Genomic DNA, 18,515 nt, shown 5'->3' with positions numbered 1-18,515 from the left:
TCAAGCTTCTCCTTTGGCTTCCGCTTTCGCTCTTCTTCGTGTCCTTCGTGTTTTAATCTTTGGCCTTTCACTACGACCGCCGGCACGCGATAGACTCGGCGGATCGCGACCGGCGCGGAGGAGATCGTGAGCGTGCTGCAGTGGCTCGGCCATCGCCTCGCCGGCTACCTCGCGCGCCCGCGCCCCGGCCTGCATGTCGCGACCAGCCGTCCGGGACTGCTCGCGGCGACCTTGCGCAAGGGTGACGTGCTGCTCGTCGAAGGCACGAGCCGCTTCTCCGCGGCGATCCGCACGCTCACGCAGTCGACCTGGTCGCATGCAGCGCTCTACATCGGCGACGCGCTGTCCGCCTCGCGCGGCGACGACACGCCGCTGCTGATCGAGGCCGACGTCAACGACGGCGTGCGCGCGGTGCCGGTCGAGCGCTACGCGCAGATGCACACGCGCATCTGCCGGCCGGTCGGCCTGCGCGAGGAGGAGATCGATGCGGTGCTCGCCTACGCGATCGGCCGCCTCGGCCAGCAGTACGACCTGCGCAACATCATCGACCTCGCGCGCTATCTCGTGCGCCCGCCGCCCGTGCCTGAACGCTACCGCCGCCACCTGCTCGCCTTCGGCGGCGGCGAGCCGACCAGCGCGATCTGCTCGTCGCTGATCGCGGCCGCATTCGCCTCGATCCGCTACCCCGTGCTGCCCGACATCGAGATCGCGCGCAGCAAGGGTGAAGCCGGGCGCGAACAGGTGCGCGAGATCCTCCACATCCGTGATTCGAGCCTGTATGTCCCGCGCGATTTCGACGTGTCGCCATACTTCGCGGTGGTCAAGCCGAGCCTGCGCGATTTCGATCCGCACGCGCTGACCTGGGCCACCCCGCCGGCGCTCGCGGCCGAGGCCGGCGAGGACTGAGGCAGCGAAGCGGCGGCAGGCCGCGCGCCGGCCGGCGTGCGCGAGGCTGCTAGAATCGATCGACCCCGCACGCGCCTTGCCCGATGTACACGCAGTGCCCCGAATGCCTGACGATCTACAAGGTCGACGGCGCCGAGCTCGCCGCCGCGCACGGCAGCGTGCGGTGCGGGCACTGCGCCGCCGTGTTCGATGCCCTGCGCACGCTGAGCCTGCAGCTGCCGCCCGAGCCGATCGAGCGCCTCGACGTGCACGCGACGCTGCCGGCGCCACCGCAGCTGGAGCTGCCGGTGTTCCGGCCGGTTCCCGCGCAAGCCTCCCTGTTCGCCGAAGCGGCCGACCGCGCGCGCGCGGCCGAACGCTCCTCGCTGCCCGCCTTCGCCAAGCGCCGGCGCCGCGCGCGGCAACGCCGCAACGGGCCATGGCTCGCGGGCTGCGCGCTGCTGCTGCTCACGCTCGCCGGCGAAATCGCCTGGGCCGAGCAGGCGCGCTGGATCGACGACGCCCGCGCGCGCGCCTGGCTCGACCCGCTCTGCGCGAAGCTCGGCTGCCGCCTGCCGCTGCGCCATGACGCGGCGACGCTCGAACTGCTGTCGCGCGACATCCGCCCGCATCCGTCGGTGCAGGGCGCGCTGATCATTTCCGCGACACTGCGCAACGACGCGGCGTTCGCCCAGGCATTCCCGACGGTCGAGATCACGCTGTCCGACCTCGACGAGAAGCGCATCGCGATGCGCCGTTTCGCGCCGCGCGAGTACCTCGGCGATGCGCGCACGATCGCCGCGGGCCTCGCGCCAGGAGCGAGTACGGCGCTGGTGTTCGAAGTCGCCGATCCCGGCAAGGACGCGGTCGCATTCGAGTTCAAGTTCGAGTGACCCGACCGCCGCACTTGCCTGCGGGTTCTCAGCACGCCGCGAGATAGATCGCGCAAGTATCGATCGGTGAAGGCTTAGCGGCTGTCCGGCGTGCCGCCGATCGTGAACGATTGCGCGAGGGACTTATCAACGCCCGATCACGGCGCTACTATCCCCTCCCGACGTGCGCCACGCGCCGTCGGCCCACGCATGGAAGATCGCTCGCCGAGAAGGGCCACGTTGTGAATGCCGCCATCCCCCTGCGCGCGGATACCGCGCACGAAGCCTCGTTGCAACCCGCGCTGCGCGACTGCGTCGTCCGCGCCGTGCGCCGCTACCTCGCCGATGTCGAATCCGAGCCGGGCGAAGGCCTGCACGCGCTCGTCATGCGCGAGGTCGAATCGCCGCTGTTGCGCGAAGTGATGGCCTGGTACGGCGGCAACCAGAGCCGCGCCGCCGCCGCGCTCGGCATCAACCGCGCGACCCTGCGCAAGAAGTTGCAGCAGTACGGCCTGGCCGATTAGGCCGGCGCACTGGCCCTGCAGCGCGCGGCCGCCGCCGCGCCGCTATAATCGCGCGCTTCCCCCGGCACGAAGCCCGCTCATGTTCGACGCCACCCTGGTACCGGTTCGCCGCGCGCTGCTCAGCGTGTCGGACAAGGCCGGCCTGATCGACCTCGCCCGCGGCCTCGATTCGCTCGGCATCGCGCTCGTCTCGACCGGCGGCACCGCCAAGGCCCTGCGTGAAGCCGGCCTGCCGGTGTCGGACGTGAGCAGCGTGACCGGCTTCCCCGAAATCATGGACGGGCGCGTCAAGACCTTGCACCCGGCCGTGCATGGCGGCCTGCTCGGCCGGCGCGGCACCGACGACGCGGTGATGGCCGAACATGGCATCGCGCCGATCGACCTGCTGGTCGTGAACCTGTACCCGTTCGAGCGGATCACGTCCGAGCCGGATTGCTCGATGGCCGACGCGATCGAGAACATCGACATCGGCGGCCCGGCGATGCTGCGCGCTGCCGCGAAGAACCACGAACACGTCGCCGTCGTCGTCGACCCCGCCGATTACGCCGAAGTGCTCGAATCGCTCGCCCACGGCGGCACGCGCCTCGCCCTGCGCCGTCGCCTCGCCGCGGCCGCCTACGCGCACACCGCGCGCTACGACGGCATCATCGCCAACTGGCTCGGCATGCGCACCGACGCCGAAAAGCCCGAGGCGTTCCCGCCCGGCCTGCGTCTTGCCTTCGAGCGCCGGCAGACGCTGCGCTACGGCGAGAATCCGCACCAGGGCGCCGCGCTGTACGTCGAGCGCAACCTGCCGCCGGGCACGGTCGCCGGCGCGCGCGTGCTCGCCGGCAAGGAGCTGTCCTACAACAACCTCGCCGACGCCGATGCCGCGCTCGAGTGCGTGAAGGCGTTCCAGAAGACGCCTGCGTGCGTGATCGTCAAGCATGCCAATCCCTGCGGCGTCGCGCTCGGCGCGAACCTCGGCGAGGCGTACGAACGCGCCTATGCCTGCGACCCGGTGTCCGCGTTCGGTGGCATCATCGCGTTCAACCACCGCCTCGACGGCGCGACCGCGAAGAAGATCATCGAGCGCCAGTTCGTCGAAGTGGTCGTCGCGCCGGAGTTCGACGCCGACGCGATCGCCGCGATCGCGAGCAAGCCGAACGTGCGCGTGCTCGCCGTCGGCGAGTGGGGCGACGCCGCGCCGCACGCGTACGACTACAAGCGCATCGCCGGTGGCCTGCTCGTGCAGGACGCCGATCGCGACACCCTGCTGCTGTCCGACCTCAAGGTCGTTTCGCGCCGCGTGCCAGATGCCGCCGAACTGCACGACCTGCTGTTCGCCTGGCACGTCGCGATGTTCGTCAAGTCCAATGCGATCGTCTACGCGCGCCAGGGCAGCACGATCGGCATCGGCGCGGGCCAGATGAGCCGCGTCGTCAGCGCGAAGATCGCGGCGATGAAAGCCGCCGAGGCGAAGCTGGAAGTACCCGGCAGCGTGATGGCGTCGGACGCGTTCTTCCCGTTCCGCGACGGCATCGACGCCGCCGCCGAAGCAGGCATCCGCGCGGTGATCCAGCCCGGCGGCTCGATGCGCGACGCGGAGGTCATCGCCGCGGCGGACCAGCACGGGATGGCGATGGTGTTCACGGGGGTGCGCCATTTTCGACATTGAAGAAGCCGGGAATGGGGAATCGGGAACAGGGAATGGTTGAAGCGCATTCGCCGCTGCCGCTCCCCATGTTCCGATACCCACTCCGCTTCGCGCCTTCGCTCTTCCCATTCCCTATTCCCGATTCCCCATTCCCGGCCTTCCAATGAAAATCCTCGTCATCGGTTCCGGCGGCCGCGAACATGCGCTCGCGTGGAAGCTGCTGCAGTCGCCGCGCGTGTCCGAAGTGATCGTCGCGCCGGGCAACGCGGGCACTGCGCGCGAGCCGCGCATGCGCAATGCGGACGTCGCGGTGACCGACGTCGACGGGCTGCTCGCCCTCGCCCAGCGCGAAGGCATCGCACTCGCGGTGGTCGGGCCCGAGGCCGCGCTCGCGGCGGGCGTGAGCGACCGCTTCCACGCAGCGGGGCTGCGCTGTTTCGGCGCGAGCCGGATCGCCGCGCAGCTGGAGAGCTCCAAGGCGTTCGCGAAGGACTTCCTCGCCCGCCACAACATCCCGACCGCGCGTTATGCCGTGTTCACCGACCTGGGCCCGGCGCTCGCCCACGTGCGCCGCCACGGCGCGCCGATCGTGATCAAGGCGGACGGCCTCGCCGCGGGCAAGGGCGTCGTCGTCGCACTCACGCTCGCGGACGCCGAGCAGACCCTGCACGACATGCTCGGCGCGCGCTCTTTCGGCGCTGCATCCGCACGCGTGGTCATCGAGGAATTCCTCGACGGCGAGGAAGCGAGCTACATCGTCATGAGCGACGGCCGCAACGCGCTGCCGCTCGCGACGAGCCAGGACCACAAGCGCCGCGACGAAGGCGACCTCGGTCCGAACACCGGCGGCATGGGCGCGTATTCGCCGGCGCCGGTGGTCACGCCGGAGGTCGAGCGGCGCGTACTCGATGAAATCATCCGGCCGACGATCGCGAGCATGGCCGCGGAGGGCGCACCGTTCATCGGCTTCCTCTACGCCGGCCTCATGATCGACCGCCACGGCGCGCCGAAGGTGATCGAGTTCAACGCGCGCCTCGGCGATCCGGAGACGCAGCCGATCATGCTGCGCCTGAGGTCCGACCTCGTCGATCTCGTCGAGGACGCCCTCGATGGCCGACTCGATCGCGCGCGCGCGAACTGGGACCCGCGTCCCGCGCTCGGCGTCGTCGTCGCCGCCTCCGGGTATCCGGGCAAGGTGCGCAGTGGCGACGTGATCGAAGGGCTCGACGCGCCCGACGGCACCGACGTGAAGGTGTTCCACGCCGGCACGGCGCTCGACGCGCAGGGCCGCGTCGTCACCGCCGGCGGTCGCGTGCTCGCGGTGTGCGCGGTCGGCGACGACCTCGGCGCCGCGCGCGAGCGCGCCTATGCGCGCGTGCGCACGATCCGTTTCGACGGCGGGTTCTGCCGCCGCGACATCGGCCACCGCGCGCTGCGGCGCTGAGCCGCCGGCGCCACGCGCGGCGCTGGCGCGTCAGCCCGCGGCTTTCGCGGGCGGCTTGTATGGAGCCAGTCGCAGCGGGTGGTAGACCGCGGCATCGGCAGGCCAGGGGCGGTCCGGCAGCTTGTGCGCCTGCAGCTGCTGCAGCACCTGGCGGTACGGCGTGAGCGCGGCCTTGAGTCCGTTGCGCACGAGCACGAACATCGCCGCCTGCTGGATCTTCACCGCGTCGTCCCACTTGCCGTTCGCCGCGAGCGCGAGTGCGTAGGCCTCGCCATTCGGCGCGCTCGGGTTTTCGCCGTAGAGCTTCCTGCCGTATTCGAGCGCGCCGCGGCGCTCGTTCGCGTTCGCCTGCGGACAGGTGCTGGCGATGCGTACGAACAGCTGCAGCACGAACTTGTTGTTGATGTCCGTCGCGAGCAGGTCGCTCGCATCGCGCAACGCCGACCCGCACTGGCCGGCGACGACGTCGGCGGCGACCATCTGCATCCAGTGCTCGGCATCGCGCAGGTCGAGCTGCACGAGCGCGCGATACTGCGTCGCGGCGTCCGCGGCACGGCCCGTGCGCAGCAACAGCGCGGCGAGCAGCGAACGTGCCTCGCCGAGCTTGGGGTCGAGCCGCACGGCTTCCTGGTACGAGCGCTGCGCACCCGCATCGTCGTTGCCCATCTCCTGCGCGACGCCCTTGCTGAGCTGGGCGAGCGCGCTGTTGCGGTCGGCGGCGATCGCCGCGTCCGCGCGCGTATTGGCCGCTGCGAGGTTGCCGGCGGCGGCTTCGGCACGCGCATAGAGCGCGAGCAGCGCCGGGTCCTTCGGATTCGCGGCGAGCGCGGTGTCGAGCAGCTTGCGCGCGGCGTCGTACTGGTGCAGCGCGAGCAGCGAGGGAACGTCGCCGATGCCGCCTGACGGTGCCGCCGCACCCGCGGTCGTGGCCGCCGCGGGGCGCCCGAGCAGGCCGTCGCCGAGCGGATCGACGAGCAGCGGCGCCACGTTGCCCGCCTTCGCGCGCGCCTCCGCCGCGGCCTGCGCGTTGCCCGCGCCGGCCTGCGCTTCGGCCAGCGTCGCGTACAACGCATTCGCCTTCGGTTCGATCGCCAGCGCACGCTGCGTCTGTTCGATCGCTTCGGCATAGCGCTTCTGCTTCAGCGCGATCTCGCCGAGCATCGCATAGGGCATGGCCTGGTCGGTGTGCCTGGCGACGTAGTCGGAGAGCAGCTTGCGCGCACCGTCGAAGTCGCCGTTGTCCATCTTGCTGCGCGCGACGGTGACGCGGATCGGCAGGTAGTCCTGGTTCAGCTGCAGCGCGATGTCGAAATAGTTCTGCGCGACCGCGGCCTGCTTCTGCGCGCGCGCGAGCACGCCCTGCGCATAGATCCAGCGGCCATCCCTGGGCGCGAGCAGGCTCGCGTCCTCGAGCGCGATCGTCGCCGCCTCGATGAACCCGTTGCGCGCATAGGCGGCACCGAGGATCGCGTAGGCTTCGGCGAGCGGGTCGCCGACCAGCGCGATCTTGCTCTTCTCGAACGCCTCGCGCGTCTTGCGCAGCTCGTCGGCGCGGTCGGGCGGGAGCTTGGTCAGGTCCGGCGTCGGCACCGGCCTGACCAGGGCCTCGGCGTGCAGGTGGGTCGCGCCGAACGCGAGGGCGACGGCGAGGGCGAGCGGGGCGAGGGATCGCAGGGACATCGGCTTGGCGGCTCGGAGGGACCAGCCGCGCATTTTAGCGCCTCGCCGGCGGCTGCGCCGGGACCACGCCCATGTCGCGAAGTTCCCTTCGCCGGCCTCCGCGGCCGCGATCGGCAGGGCGATCCTGCTACATTCGCGCGACCTTCCAGGCAGGCGAACCATGAGCGGATCCAGCCAGTTCCGGTTGCTCGGCACGCGCCGCTTCGCGCCGTTCTTCGCGACCCAGGCGCTCGGTGCATTCAACGACAACGCGTTCCGCAACGCCCTCGTCGTGCTCGTCGGCTACCACATGGGCCTGGACGAGCACGCGGTCGGCTTCTACTCGAACATCGCCCCGGCCCTGTTCATCCTGCCGTTCTTCCTGTTCTCGGCGAGCGCGGGACAGCTCGCGGAAAAGTACGAGAAGGCGCGCATCATCCGCTGGGTCAAGCTGTTCGAAATCGCGGCGATGGCGCTCGCCGCGGCGGGCTTCTGGTTCAAGAGCATCCCGCTGCTGCTGTCGGTGCTGTTCCTCATGGGCCTGCATTCGACCGTCTTCGGCCCGATCAAGTACGCGATCCTGCCGCAGACGCTGCGCCCGGACGAACTCGTCGGCGGCAATGGCCTCGTCGAGATGGGCACGTCGCTCGCCGTGCTGATAGGCATGATAGCGGGCGGGGTCGCGATGAGCAGTGGGCCGCTGCCGGCCTCGGCGCTCGTGATCGGCGTCGCCTTGCTCGGCTGGCTCACGAGCCGCGCGATCCCGCCGGCGCCCGCGACCGCGCCGGACCTGCGCTTCAACTGGAACCCGTTCACCGAGACTTGGCGCGTGCTCGGCTTCGTGACAAGGAACCGCACCGTGTTCAATTCGGTGCTCGGCATCTCCTGGTTCTGGTTCTTCGGCGGCGTGTTCACGATGCAGTTGCCGAACTACACGAAGATCTTCCTCGGCGGCACCGAATCGGTGCAAATCTTCGTGCTCGCGCTGTTCTCGATCGGCGTCGGCATCGGCTCGCTGCTGTGCGAGCGCCTGTCGGGCCACAAGGTCGAGATCGGCCTGGTGCCGTTCGGCTCGATCGGACTGACCGTGTTCGGCCTCGACCTCTATTTCGCGCGCCCGGCGGCGACCTCGCTGCACGACCTTTCCGCGCTCGCGTTCCTCGCCGCGCCGGGCGGCTGGCGTATCGCGCTCGACTTCGTCCTCGTCGGCCTCTTCGCCGGTTTCTACATCGTGCCACTGTTCGCGCTCGTGCAGAGCCGCGCCGAGCGCAGCGAGCTGTCGCGCGTGATCGCCGGCAACAACATCGTCAATGCACTGTTCATCGTCGCCGCGGCGGCGTTCGGACTCGGCCTGTCCGCGCTCGGCCTCTCGATCCCGCAGATCCTGCTCGCCACCGCCGTGCTCAACGCGCTCGTCGCGATCTACATCTACACGCTCGTGCCCGAGTTCCTGATGCGGTTCCTGTCGTGGATCCTCGTCAACACGCTCTACCGCATCAAGGTCGAGGACATCGAACGCATCCCCGAGGAAGGCGCCGCGCTGCTCGTCTGCAACCACGTGAGCTTCATGGACGCGCTGATCATCGGCGGCAGCGTGCGGCGGCCGGTGCGCTTCGTGATGTACTACAAGATCTTCCGCATCCCGGTGCTGAAGTTCATCTTCCGCACCGCCAAGGCGATCCCGATCGCCGGGCGCAAGGAGAATCCCGAGCTGCTGGAACGCGCGTTCGACGAGGTCGATCGTGCGCTCGCCGACGGCGAACTCGTCTGCATCTTCCCCGAGGGCGGCCTCACGCGCGACGGCACGATCGACACCTTCCGGCCCGGCGTCGAGCAGATCCTCGCGCGCCGCGCGGTCCCGGTCGTGCCGCTCGCGCTGCGCGGCCTGTGGGGATCGGTGTTCAGCCGGCGCGACAGCGCGCTCGGTCGCGCGCGCCTGCCGCGGCGTTTCCGCGCGCGCATCGGCCTCGTCGCCGGTGCGCCGCTGGCGGCGACGGAGGCGAGCGCGGCCGTGCTCGAACGGCGCGTGCGCGAACTGCGCGGCGCCGACGCATGACGCGCCGCCTGCTCCTTCTCAGCGTTTCCGCCGGTGCCGGCCACGTGCGCGCGGCCGAAGCGCTGCGCGCGGCTGCCGCGGATTGCGACGTCGAGGTGCTGCATCTCGACGTCATGCAGCACGTGCCGCGCGCGTTCCGCGTGCTCTATACCGACCTCTACCTCAAGCTGGTCGAACACTCGCCGGCGACCTGGGCCATGCTCTACCGGATCATGGACCGCACGCCGCCGGGTGCACCGGCCGCGCGCCTGCGTCGGGCGATCGAGCGACTGCATACGCTCGACCTGCGCCGCGAGATCGCGCGCTTCGCGCCCGACGTGGTCGTCTGCACGCATTTCCTGCCGGCAGAGCTCCTCATGCGCGAACGCAGCCGCGGCCGCCTCGCGTGCCCGGTGCACGTCGTCGTCACCGACTTCGACCTGCACGGCATGTGGGTCGTGCCCGACATGGCCGCCTGGTTCGCGGCGAGCGACGAAGTCGCATTCCGCATGCGCGCGCGCGGCCTCGACGCCGCGCGCATCCACGTCACCGGCATCCCGATCATGCCGGCCTTCGCGCAGCCGCACGATCGCGCCGCATGCGCGGCCGAATTCGGCATCGATCCCGCGCGACGCGCGATCCTGCTCATGGGCGGCGGCGCCGGCCTCGGCGGGCTCGACGAGGTCGCCGCGCGCCTGCTCGCGCTCGATGCCGATTTCCAGCTCGTCGCGCTCGCCGGTCGCAACGCGAAAGCGCTCGAAGCGTTGCAGGCACTCGCCGCGCGGCATCCGCGGCGGCTGCTCGCGCAGGGCTTCACCGACAAGGTCGACCGCCTCATGCACGCCTGCGACCTCGTCATCACCAAGCCCGGTGGACTGACCACCTCCGAATGCCTCGCGCTCGGCAAGCCGATGATCGTGCACGCGCCGATCCCGGGCCAGGAGGAACGCAACTGCGACTACCTGCTCGAGCAAGGCGCGGCGCAGAAGGCGGTCGACGCGGTCGCACTCGAATACCGCGTGCGCGAACTCGTCGCCGATCCTTCGCGCCTCGCCCGACTCGCTGCGCGCTCGGCCGCCATCGGCCGGCCGCACGCCGCACGCGACGTGCTCGCGCGCGTGCTGGAGGCGCGCGGCATCGGATAGCGCGATCGCTCGTGTGGCGGCCGTGGCGGGAAAGGCTCAGTCCGCCCCGGCGCGCGCCCAAGCCGCGAACACGCCCGTGGCGATGGTCCGGATGATGCCGCCCTCGCCGCGTACGAGCATGAGCATGTCCAGCCCACGTCGTTCGGCCCATGCGCGGCCGGCGTGCTCCCCGAGCACCAGCAACGCCGTCGCATGGGCGTCGGCGTCCATGCAGTCCTGCGCCAGGACCGTCACCGACGCGACGCCGTTGCGCACCGGCTCGCCGGTGCGCGGATCCATCGTGTGCGCGATGCGTCCGGCGTCGGTATCCCGCCAATGGCGGTAGTCACCCGATGTCGCGACCGCGGCGTCTTCGAGTTCGATGACGCCCATCGCCGCGCGACGCTCGAATCCCGGCGCCTCGATCGCGATCGCCCACGGCGTGCCGTCGGGCTTGCGCCCGCGCGCGCGCATCTCGCCATCGATGCCGACGAGCCAGGACGCGATGCCATGCCGACCGAGCACGCGGCCGAGCGCGTCGACGCCGAATCCCTTGGCGATGCCGCAGAGATCGAGCGCAATCTCGGCATTGCGGCGCGCGCGGCGATTCGCGACGTCGATGTCGAGCGCGCCCTGCAACACGGGCGCGGCGCCTCCGCCCGGCGCGCCGGCGGACGTGTCGCCCCGTCCTGGTCCGAAGCCCCAGGCGCCGGCGAGGGCGCCGACGCCGATGTTGAATGCATTGCCGGTGTCGCGGCCGATCCCGAGTGCGCGATCGAGCACATGGGCGAGTTCGGCCGGCACGTCGACCCACTGGCCGGGGGCTGCGCGGTTGAGCCGCGCGAGATCGGAATCCTCGCGCCAGTTGGACATCTGCGCGTCGACGGTCGCCACCGCCGAACCGAGTTCGGCGCCGACGCGGTCCACGTCGAGGCCCGGTTCGAAATGGAACTGCGCCGACCATCGCGTTCCCATCGTCGCGCCGCTCGCGTGGCAACGCTGCAGGCGTGCGTCGGGCAGCCGCTCAATAGACGTCTTCGACATAGCGCCCCTGCGCCCTCAGTCGCGGCAGCGACAGTCCCGAGCCGGCGAGGATCTGCTCCCATGCCCGCGCCACGCCTTCGGCCATCGCGCGCCCGCCGCAGACCATGACGCACGCTCCCCGCACGACCAGTTCGCGCAGCCGCGCGGCGTCGGCGAGCAGGCGATCCTGCACGTACGCGCGCGGGATGGCGCGCGAGAACGCGGTGGTGAGCGTGCGCAGGCGGCCGTCGGCCACGAGCTGCTGCAACTCGTCGCCGTAGAGGAAGCCATCGTCCTTGCTGCGCGCACCGAAGTAGAGGTGCATCGGGCGTCCGGCGACGTTGTGGCGGATGAAGCCGACCAGCGGACCGATGCCCGTGCCGGCCCCGACGAGGACCACCGGCGCCGACCCTGCGCGCAGGCGGAATGCTTCGTGCGCGCGGAAGAACGCACGGAGCGTCGCTCCGGGCTGCAGGTCCGCCAGCCATGGTGAGCAGGCGCCGCCGGGCTGCCTGCGCACGCAGATTTCGACGCGTCCGTCGGCGGCCGCGCTCACGCACGAGTAGTAGCGCGGCGCGACCCCGCCGGGCGGCACGACGCCGAGCAGGTCGCCCGTCTCGAAACGCGGCAGGCGGGCGCGGCGGCCGTGCTCGCGCACGGGAGCGAGGCGGAGGACCGACGTGCGCGTCTGCGCATCGATGCCGTAGTCCTCGCGTGAAACGACCTGCAGCGTGGTCGTCGGCGGCAGCAGTGCCCGGTAGCGGACATCGAGCGCACGATCCAGCGTGCGCGCGAGCCAGGCGCACCATTGCAGGAATTCGGGTTCCGATTGCCGGTCCACCGTCGCGGGAGCGGCCAGCGCGTGCAGTCCGTGCGCGACGAGGGCCTCGTGCACCGCGTACGCATGGCCGCAGAAGCGCGGGAACTGGCGGTCGCCGAAGCCGAGCACGGCGAATTCGAGCGCGGCCGCGGGCGCCATCCGCCCGAGGCGCGTGAGGAAGCGCGACGCGCTGGCCGGCGCGGCGCCGTCGCCGTAGGTCGCCGTCAGGACGAGCAGCCGGCGCGTGCGTGCGCCCCACGCGCGCAGGTCGTTCATCGGCGCCGTGTGCACGCGCAGGCCGGCCCGCACCAGCGCATCGTGCAGCGCGATGGCGAAACCCCAGGTCGTGTTGCCTTCGCTGCCGACCAGCAGCAGCGTGTCGGCATCGCGCAGGGGCGCATTGCCGACAAGACGCGGCAGGCTGCGGCGACGGCGCAACCAGAGCAGGAAACCGGTCGCGGCGAGCACGGGCACCGTGAGCGACGACAGGCCCAGCAGGAGGCCGAGCCACCACGCGCCTTCGCCCGTGTGCAGCATCGCCACCGTGGCGTGGAAGCGCTGCCAGCCGTCGGCGGCTTGCCACCACAGCCAGGTACCCGTCGCCGGATCGACGACGCCCGTGCCACCGGCGGTTTCGATCTCGATGACGTCGGTGGGGTCGTCGCGATCGGCGAGCTTGAGCTGTTTCAGCTGCGCCACGTCGACCGAGCGCAGGGCCGGCATCCGCTCCAGCTCGATCCGGTCGGCACCGCTCGCGTGCATCCCGAACGGCTCGGAATCCCCTCCTTCTGGCAACAGTCCGAACGTCGCGAGCGACATCGCGACGCCGGTCAGCGCGGTCAGCAGGAGTCCGGCGAAGACGATGCGTGCCGTTTCATCGTGCGCGCGTTGCAGCACGTCGCCGCGCATGCGGCCGGCGAAGTGCCGCCAGCCGCCCATGCGACGGGCGAGCAGGAACAGGCCGGACACCACGACGAGGACGAGGCAGGCCGCCGCGATGCCGACCGCGATGCGCGCGCCGTCATTGCGCAGCAGCAGCGTGCGGTGCAGGTCGCGCAGCCAGCGATGCGCGCGCGGCGGCTGCCAGTCCGCGAGCGCCTCGCCCGTCGCCGGATCGACGACCGACGCGCGCTGCGCCTGGCCGGCGAGATGGTAGGCGACGATCACGCCCGAAGGCCGGCGCATGATCGTTTCCGCGCCGTCGAGGCGCGCGTCGACGCGAGCGGCGAGGGTCGCGACATCGACCGCACCCGTTGCCGCACCCGCGTGCTCGAATGCCGGGAAGATGGACAACGCCACGCCCGCTCCGGCGACCACCACCAGCAACAGCGCGATGATCAGCGCCGGTATCGAATGCAGCGTGCGCAGCATCGGTGCGTGCGCACCTTCAGAGCGTGTAGCGGAACGACGCGACGTAGCCCTTGCCGGCCACGGCCTTGCTGCCATCGCCGGTCGTCAGCGGCACGACGACCTCGGACGGGTTCTCCGCCATGTCCTCGACCGCGGTATCGACATGGATCTCGTAGCCCGCGTCGAGCAGCGCATCGGCGATTTCCACCGTGGCGCGCAGCGTCTGGCCGGCACCGACGCTTGCGCCGCTGACGCCGTCGACCTTCGCCCTGCCGCCGCTGGCCTTGTACCAGTCACGCAGGTGGCGCCAGTACTTGGACTTGGTGCCGGCGACCCACAACGTCGCCTGGTGGGCCCCCTTGGCGTCGGTGACGTAGATCGCGACATAGGCACCACTGCCGCCGTAGTCGGCGAGCCGCGCTTCGAGCGCGACCGGTCGTGCGGCAGCGAACGACGGTACGGCGAGCGCCGTCGCGGCAATCGCGCATGGCCATGCGGATTTCATCGGTGTTCCTCCGGGTGTTCGCGCCCGCGCGCGTGGTGTTCCTGTTTCATGCTCACGACGTCGAGCGTCGCCGGATCGAGCCGGGCGCGGAAGCGACGGCCGTCCGCATCGCGGCCCTTGATCTCGTAGCAGCCGTCGTCGACCTTGAGTCTGTCGATCTGCCAGCGGTTGCGCTGCGCAAGGGCGTGCACCGCGCTGCGCGGTTGCCAGTCGGCGACCGGCGCATCGCAATCGTCCCTGGCACGGATGGGCGTCATGGCGAGCAGGAGCAGCCCGAGCGCGAGCATGCGGCTGGCTTGCGGGACCCTCATCGTCGACCTGTGCGCAGCGAAACCAGCGCCACTGTGCGCCACGCGCGCAGAGCGCGCTTGATCCAGATCAACCGCGCGCGATCAGGGCCGGCGCGGCGGCGCGCCCGCAGCGGAATGCAGGCAGGGAATCATCGAAGACGCGTTGCGCGGCGATACGCCGCACGCGCATTGCCGCGACCGCGGCGACGGGCGATCGCCGGCCGCACGACGCGTGTCAGTGCGTGAGCACGATCAACGCGACCAGCGCGATCAACGCGAGCCAGCCGACCAGGATGCGGCGCAGCACGCGCTGCGCATCGGCGAGTTCGACCAGCGGGTTGCTGACGTCGCTCGCGTAGCCGTCGCCGGCCTCGACGTCGGCGTCGATGCCGGCCTTGGCGATCGCGCCGAGGAAGCCGAGGTCGAGCGTGAAGTAGCCCTTGCCGTGTGCGGCGTGGTAGTCGCGCCAGGTCTTGATCACCGCGTCGAAATCGGACACCAGCGCGAGCGTGAGCGCGACGAGGTGCGCCGGCGCCCAGTCGAGGATGCGCGCGGTGCGTTCGAGCAGTTCGCCCTGGTTCGCGTCGATGTGGTCGGCGAAGCCGGGATGGCGAGCGAGCAGTTGCACGATCCGGTAGCCGAGTGCGCCGGCCGGGCCGAGCACGACGAACCAGAACAGCACGCCGAACCAGCGCGAAAGCGCGGCCGCGAACGTCGCCTCGACCAGCGGCGCCGACTCGAACGGAAGCGGAGCCGCCGCACCGTCGGCGCGCAACGCCTGCGCCGCGGCGAGGCGCCGGTCGCTGTCGGGCGCCTGCAACACGGCGTCGATGTCCGCGTCGAGGTCACGCGGGCCCCAGCAGTAGAACAGCACGACGACGGCGAACGCGAAGCCCGGCAGGCCGAACAGCACGTGGTCGAGCACGAACTCGATGAGCTCGCAGACGACGAACAACAGCAGCGGCAGCAGCACCGCCGCGAAGCGCGGCCGCGCCGCGTCGCCGCTCGCGCGCGTCCACTGCGCCAGCCAGACCTGCAGCCACGAGAAGTCGCGCCAGCGCGCGAGGTCGGGCAAGGCGTAAGCGCATGCGAGGACGAGCAGGACGGCGAGCAGGATCTGGGCCATGGTCGATCGGATGCGCGGCGGAGCTTGGGCACATTCTAGCGGAGGCGCGCGCGCAACTGGACGCCGCGTGCGCCGGCGACGCCTACGCCTGCGGGCGCAGCCAGGGCTCGTCGCCGATGATGTCGGCGAGTTCGACGCCGCGCATGCGCAGCCAGTGCGCGATCAGCTCGTGCGAAACCGACAGGCGCGGCGGCAGCACCAGGGTGCGCGCGGCGAGCGCGTCGACGATCTCGCCGACGCCGAACCAGCGCGCGTCGCTGAGTTCGTCGCCGACGCGGATCGTCGGGTCGATCGCTTCGGCGGTGAAGCCGAGCATGAGCGACGACGGGAACGGCCACGGCTGCGAGGAATGGTATTCGCACGCGCCGACGCGCACGCCCGCTTCTTCGAACACTTCGCGCCGCACCGCGTCCTCGAGCGATTCGCCCGGCTCGATGAAGCCGGCGAGCGTCGACCAGCGGTGTTCGGGCCACGAGGGCTGGCGGCCGAGCAGGCAGCGATCCTGCCAGCTCACGATCACGATCATGGCCGGGTCGACGCGCGGGAAGTGCTCGATGCCGCAGGCGGCATTCGTGCACTTGCCGCGATGGCCGAGGGCGACGAGTTCGAGCGACGCGCCGCAGGCGCTGCACCAGCGCGTGCGCGCCTGCCAATGGGCGATCGCGCGCGCGTAGGCGAACAGGCCGCTCTGGAACGCCGGCAGGCGCGTGCCCGCGCCGCGCAGGTCGATCCAGGCCGCGCCGAGCGCGTCGGCGATGCGCGTCTCGTCGCCGCGCTCCAGCGCGACGGCGAACAGCGGCCCGCGATCGTCGTGGCCGAGATAGGTCGCCGGCACGCCGGCGAGGCAGTCGCGGCATTCTCCCGCGTCGAGCAGGCGCAAGGCGCCATGCAGGGGCGCGAACAGGGCCGGGCGTCCGCCGCGCGCGTCGGCGCCGAGCACGACGTAGCGCGCATGCGGATCGGCGCGCTGCGCCGCCGCCCAGGCCGCGTCGTCACGACGTTCCGCGTTGCGGTCGAGCGGGAGGCCCGCGAAGATGTTGGTGCGTTCGCTCATGCGGCGCGCCGGCCGCCGCGCACGCGGCTCAGACGGTGAACGAGGAGCCGCATCCGCAGGTCGTCTTCGCGTTCGGATTGCGGATCACGAACTGCGCGCCGGTCAGCGATTCGGAATAGTCGATCTCGGCGCCGGCGAGGTACTGCAGGCTGAGCGGATCGACGAGCAGGGTCACGCCGTCCCTGTCGACCGCAAGGTCGTCCTCGGCGCGCGCCTCGTCGAACGTGAAGCCGTACTGGAAGCCCGAGCAGCCGCCGCCGCTGATGTAGACGCGCAGCTTGAGCCCGGGATTGCCTTCCTCGGCGATCAGCTCGCGCACCTTGCCCGCCGCGGCCGCGGTGAACAGGAGCGGCGCGGGACCGGCGTCGAGGTAGCTCGGGGTGGCGGTGTCGTTCATGGCGTCTGCGGCGTCGTCACCCGACGGGAAGTCGGAGCGCTGCCGTCCGATTTCAAGCGTGCGCCGGCTCGGCCGCGGGGTCGACGTCGTCGGCCAGGCCCGGCGACGGCAGGCGCCGCTGCGGTTCGGCCTGGTACAGCATCTTGCCGTTGACCTGCGCGCCGGCGGCCATCTCCAGCACCTTGTAGTGCACGTTGCCGGTGATGCGCGCGTTGCCGGCGAGCTCGAGCCGGCCACCGGCGAAGATGTCGCCGTTGACGACGCCGTTGACGACCGCATTCGAGACGCGCACTTCGCCGTCGACGCGCCCCTTGTCGCTGAGCGTGAGCACGGCATCGTCGCCCTCGGCGGAGATCGAGCCTTCGATCGAGCCTTCCAGATGCAGGCCGCCGCTGAAATGCACGTCGCCACGGATCGTCGTGCCGGCCGCGATCAGCGTGCTGATCGCCGCCATCGCCCGGTCGTTGCGCTTGTCACTGCGAAACATTGTCGCTCTCCTCGCCCTTGACGGCGTCCTTCCAGGAAAACTCCTGCTCGACGCGGCCGCTGTCGCCGTCGGCACGAACGACGACGCGATTGGCGGCGAATCCAGCGGGAAGCATGATGGTACCGCCGACCTGTTGGAAATACTTGAAGCGGTACTCGATTCCGGACGCGTCCTGCCCCTGGCTCAGCGCGCTCCAGTCGAGCGTGCTGAGCTTGCCGTCGGCGATGCCTTCGACGCTGAGCGTGAGCCGTCCCCTCACGTCCGCACCGCGCTTGAAATTCTGCGTCAGCGTGGCGGTGAAGTTCCACGCCTGTGAACCGGCGACCGGTGCGATGCGCAGCGCGTGCACGGCGAGGCCTTCGCGCTTGCCACCACCGACGAGGCGTCCGTAGAACGCGAGGTCCGCGCGCAGCCCGTCGATCTCTTCCTCGCGGTCGCGCAGTGTCTGCTGCACGTCGCCGAGCGCCGCCTTGGCGATCTGCTCGGAGCGCTCGAGCACCGCGATGCGCGACTTCAGCGCCTCGCCCTCCTTGCGCGCCGCCGCGAGTTCGGCCGAATGGTCCTCGCCCGGCGCGCGCGCGACGAACGTCGCCACCAGCCCCGCCACGATCAGCAGCGAGCCGAGCCACATCGCGGCCACGAGCAGGCGCGTGCGGCGCTGCCGGGCCGGATCGTGCCGGCGGATGACGAGGGACGGGATCGGGGACATGACGCGGGATCGGCCGCGCGCGCTGCGCGAGGTGCAGGCTTATAGACGCGCTCGGCGCCCGGGTCAAGGAAGCGGGTCGCGGCCGGCGCCGCGCGCGCCGTACAATCGGCGTTTTCGCAGCGGACCGCCTGCATGCTCTGGCTCAAAGCGTTCCACATCGTTTTCGTCGTGACCTGGTTCGCCGGCCTGTTCTACCTGCCGCGCCTGTTCGTCTACCACGCCGAGGCGGGCGAGGCGGTCGTGCGCGCGCGCCTCAAGGTGATGGAACGGCGCCTGCTCGGCATCACGCACGTCGGCGGCGTGCTCGCGCTCGTATTCGGCGCGCTCACCCTCGGCGCGTTCGCCGAGGCGAGTCCCGCCTACCTGCAGCAGGGCTGGCTGCACGCGAAACTCGCGCTGGTGGCGCTGCTGGTCGTCTACCACGTGATGCTCGCGCGCATGGTCGGCGCGTTCGCGCGTGACGAGAACCGGCGCTCCAGCCGCTGGCTGCGCATCTTCAACGAAGTGCCGGCGTTGCTGCTGGTCGCGATCGTGCTGCTGGTGGTTGTCAAGCCCGGCTGAGCGGCGCGCGGCTG

General features: G+C 71.0%; 18 protein-coding genes. 8 read left to right on the top strand and 10 right to left on the bottom strand.

Translation table 11 applies throughout. From position 1 onward, the window contains the following. Positions 1 to 126: 126 nt before the first annotated feature. From EV148_RS17495 to purD, 5 genes are all read left to right on the top strand, one after another. Entirely contained in the window at positions 127 to 906 is a 780-nt protein-coding gene (locus EV148_RS17495; RefSeq protein ID WP_310734958.1) for a YiiX/YebB-like N1pC/P60 family cysteine hydrolase, read from the top strand. Between the two features lie 83 nt (positions 907 to 989). Next, positions 990 to 1,778 (top strand): zinc-ribbon and DUF3426 domain-containing protein, encoded by a 789-nt coding sequence (locus tag EV148_RS17490; protein ID WP_132000146.1) that lies wholly within the window; start codon positions 990 to 992, stop codon positions 1,776 to 1,778. A 221-nt stretch (positions 1,779 to 1,999) separates the two neighbouring features. Beyond that, positions 2,000 to 2,281: a helix-turn-helix domain-containing protein gene (locus tag EV148_RS17485; RefSeq protein ID WP_182517827.1), complete on the top strand. Its 282-nt coding sequence runs from the start codon at positions 2,000 to 2,002 to the stop codon at positions 2,279 to 2,281. A 79-nt stretch (positions 2,282 to 2,360) separates the two neighbouring features. Then, positions 2,361 to 3,938 (top strand): bifunctional phosphoribosylaminoimidazolecarboxamide formyltransferase/IMP cyclohydrolase, encoded by a 1,578-nt coding sequence (gene purH, locus EV148_RS17480; protein ID WP_132000145.1) that lies wholly within the window; start codon positions 2,361 to 2,363, stop codon positions 3,936 to 3,938. Between the two features lie 142 nt (positions 3,939 to 4,080). Beyond that, positions 4,081 to 5,361 (top strand): phosphoribosylamine--glycine ligase, encoded by a 1,281-nt coding sequence (purD, locus tag EV148_RS17475; protein ID WP_132000144.1) that lies wholly within the window; start codon positions 4,081 to 4,083, stop codon positions 5,359 to 5,361. Between the two features lie 30 nt (positions 5,362 to 5,391). Here purD and EV148_RS17470 read toward each other — a convergent pair whose 3' ends face one another. Next, positions 5,392 to 7,041, bottom strand: coding sequence for a tetratricopeptide repeat protein (locus EV148_RS17470; protein WP_158287532.1), 1,650 nt, complete (start codon positions 7,039 to 7,041; stop codon positions 5,392 to 5,394). A 160-nt stretch (positions 7,042 to 7,201) separates the two neighbouring features. Here EV148_RS17470 and EV148_RS17465 point away from each other — a divergent pair, with 160 nt between their 5' ends. Both EV148_RS17465 and EV148_RS17460 read left to right on the top strand, forming a co-directional pair. Next, positions 7,202 to 9,076, top strand: coding sequence for an MFS transporter (locus tag EV148_RS17465; RefSeq protein ID WP_132000142.1), 1,875 nt, complete (start codon positions 7,202 to 7,204; stop codon positions 9,074 to 9,076). Beyond that, complete coding sequence (locus EV148_RS17460; RefSeq protein ID WP_132000141.1) at positions 9,073 to 10,200, top strand: MGDG synthase family glycosyltransferase; 1,128 nt, start codon at positions 9,073 to 9,075, stop codon at positions 10,198 to 10,200. The genes EV148_RS17465 and EV148_RS17460 overlap by 4 nt, the downstream gene beginning before the upstream one ends. Before the next feature lie 36 nt (positions 10,201 to 10,236). Here the strand turns inward: EV148_RS17460 and EV148_RS17455 are convergent, their stop codons facing one another. From EV148_RS17455 to EV148_RS17415, 9 genes are all read right to left on the bottom strand, one after another. Beyond that, positions 10,237 to 11,223: an FAD:protein FMN transferase gene (locus EV148_RS17455; RefSeq protein ID WP_132000140.1), complete on the bottom strand. Its 987-nt coding sequence runs from the start codon at positions 11,221 to 11,223 to the stop codon at positions 10,237 to 10,239. After that, the gene (locus EV148_RS17450) at positions 11,204 to 13,393 is read right to left on the bottom strand and encodes a PepSY domain-containing protein (protein ID WP_132000139.1); all 2,190 of its coding nucleotides are present in this window, start codon (positions 13,391 to 13,393) and stop codon (positions 11,204 to 11,206) included. Before EV148_RS17450 ends, EV148_RS17455 begins: the two co-directional genes overlap by 20 nt. A 16-nt stretch (positions 13,394 to 13,409) precedes the next feature. Beyond that, positions 13,410 to 13,877, bottom strand: a complete 468-nt coding sequence (locus EV148_RS17445; protein WP_132000138.1) for a DUF2271 domain-containing protein — start codon at positions 13,875 to 13,877, stop codon at positions 13,410 to 13,412. After that, the gene (locus EV148_RS17440; RefSeq protein ID WP_199222820.1) at positions 13,874 to 14,188 is read right to left on the bottom strand and encodes a PepSY domain-containing protein; all 315 of its coding nucleotides are present in this window, start codon (positions 14,186 to 14,188) and stop codon (positions 13,874 to 13,876) included. Before EV148_RS17440 ends, EV148_RS17445 begins: the two co-directional genes overlap by 4 nt. A gap of 214 nt (positions 14,189 to 14,402) precedes the next feature. After that, on the bottom strand, positions 14,403 to 15,293 hold the full coding sequence (gene ampE, locus EV148_RS17435; RefSeq protein ID WP_132000137.1) for a regulatory signaling modulator protein AmpE: 891 nt from the start codon (positions 15,291 to 15,293) through the stop codon (positions 14,403 to 14,405). 82 nt (positions 15,294 to 15,375) lie between these two features. Further along, the gene (gene nudC / locus EV148_RS17430) at positions 15,376 to 16,347 is read right to left on the bottom strand and encodes an NAD(+) diphosphatase (protein WP_132000136.1); all 972 of its coding nucleotides are present in this window, start codon (positions 16,345 to 16,347) and stop codon (positions 15,376 to 15,378) included. A 28-nt stretch (positions 16,348 to 16,375) separates the two neighbouring features. Next, on the bottom strand, positions 16,376 to 16,744 hold the full coding sequence (gene erpA / locus EV148_RS17425) for an iron-sulfur cluster insertion protein ErpA (protein ID WP_132000135.1): 369 nt from the start codon (positions 16,742 to 16,744) through the stop codon (positions 16,376 to 16,378). Positions 16,745 to 16,796: 52 nt separating this feature from the next. After that, positions 16,797 to 17,231 (bottom strand): bactofilin family protein, encoded by a 435-nt coding sequence (locus EV148_RS17420; protein ID WP_132000134.1) that lies wholly within the window; start codon positions 17,229 to 17,231, stop codon positions 16,797 to 16,799. Further along, complete coding sequence (locus EV148_RS17415) at positions 17,218 to 17,940, bottom strand: DUF6776 family protein (RefSeq protein ID WP_132000133.1); 723 nt, start codon at positions 17,938 to 17,940, stop codon at positions 17,218 to 17,220. Before EV148_RS17415 ends, EV148_RS17420 begins: the two co-directional genes overlap by 14 nt. 132 nt (positions 17,941 to 18,072) lie before the next feature. Between EV148_RS17415 and hemJ the strand changes: the two genes are divergently transcribed. Next, positions 18,073 to 18,501: a protoporphyrinogen oxidase HemJ gene (gene hemJ / locus EV148_RS17410; RefSeq protein ID WP_132000132.1), complete on the top strand. Its 429-nt coding sequence runs from the start codon at positions 18,073 to 18,075 to the stop codon at positions 18,499 to 18,501. The last annotated feature ends 14 nt before the right edge of the window (positions 18,502 to 18,515 follow it).

This window comes from Dokdonella fugitiva (assembly GCF_004342425.1).
In the GTDB taxonomy this organism is placed as follows: Bacteria; Pseudomonadota; Gammaproteobacteria; order Xanthomonadales; family Rhodanobacteraceae; genus Dokdonella_A; species Dokdonella_A fugitiva.
The sequence above is the reverse complement of the archived record's forward strand: the minus strand, read 5'-3'. Positions and strand labels throughout refer to the sequence as shown.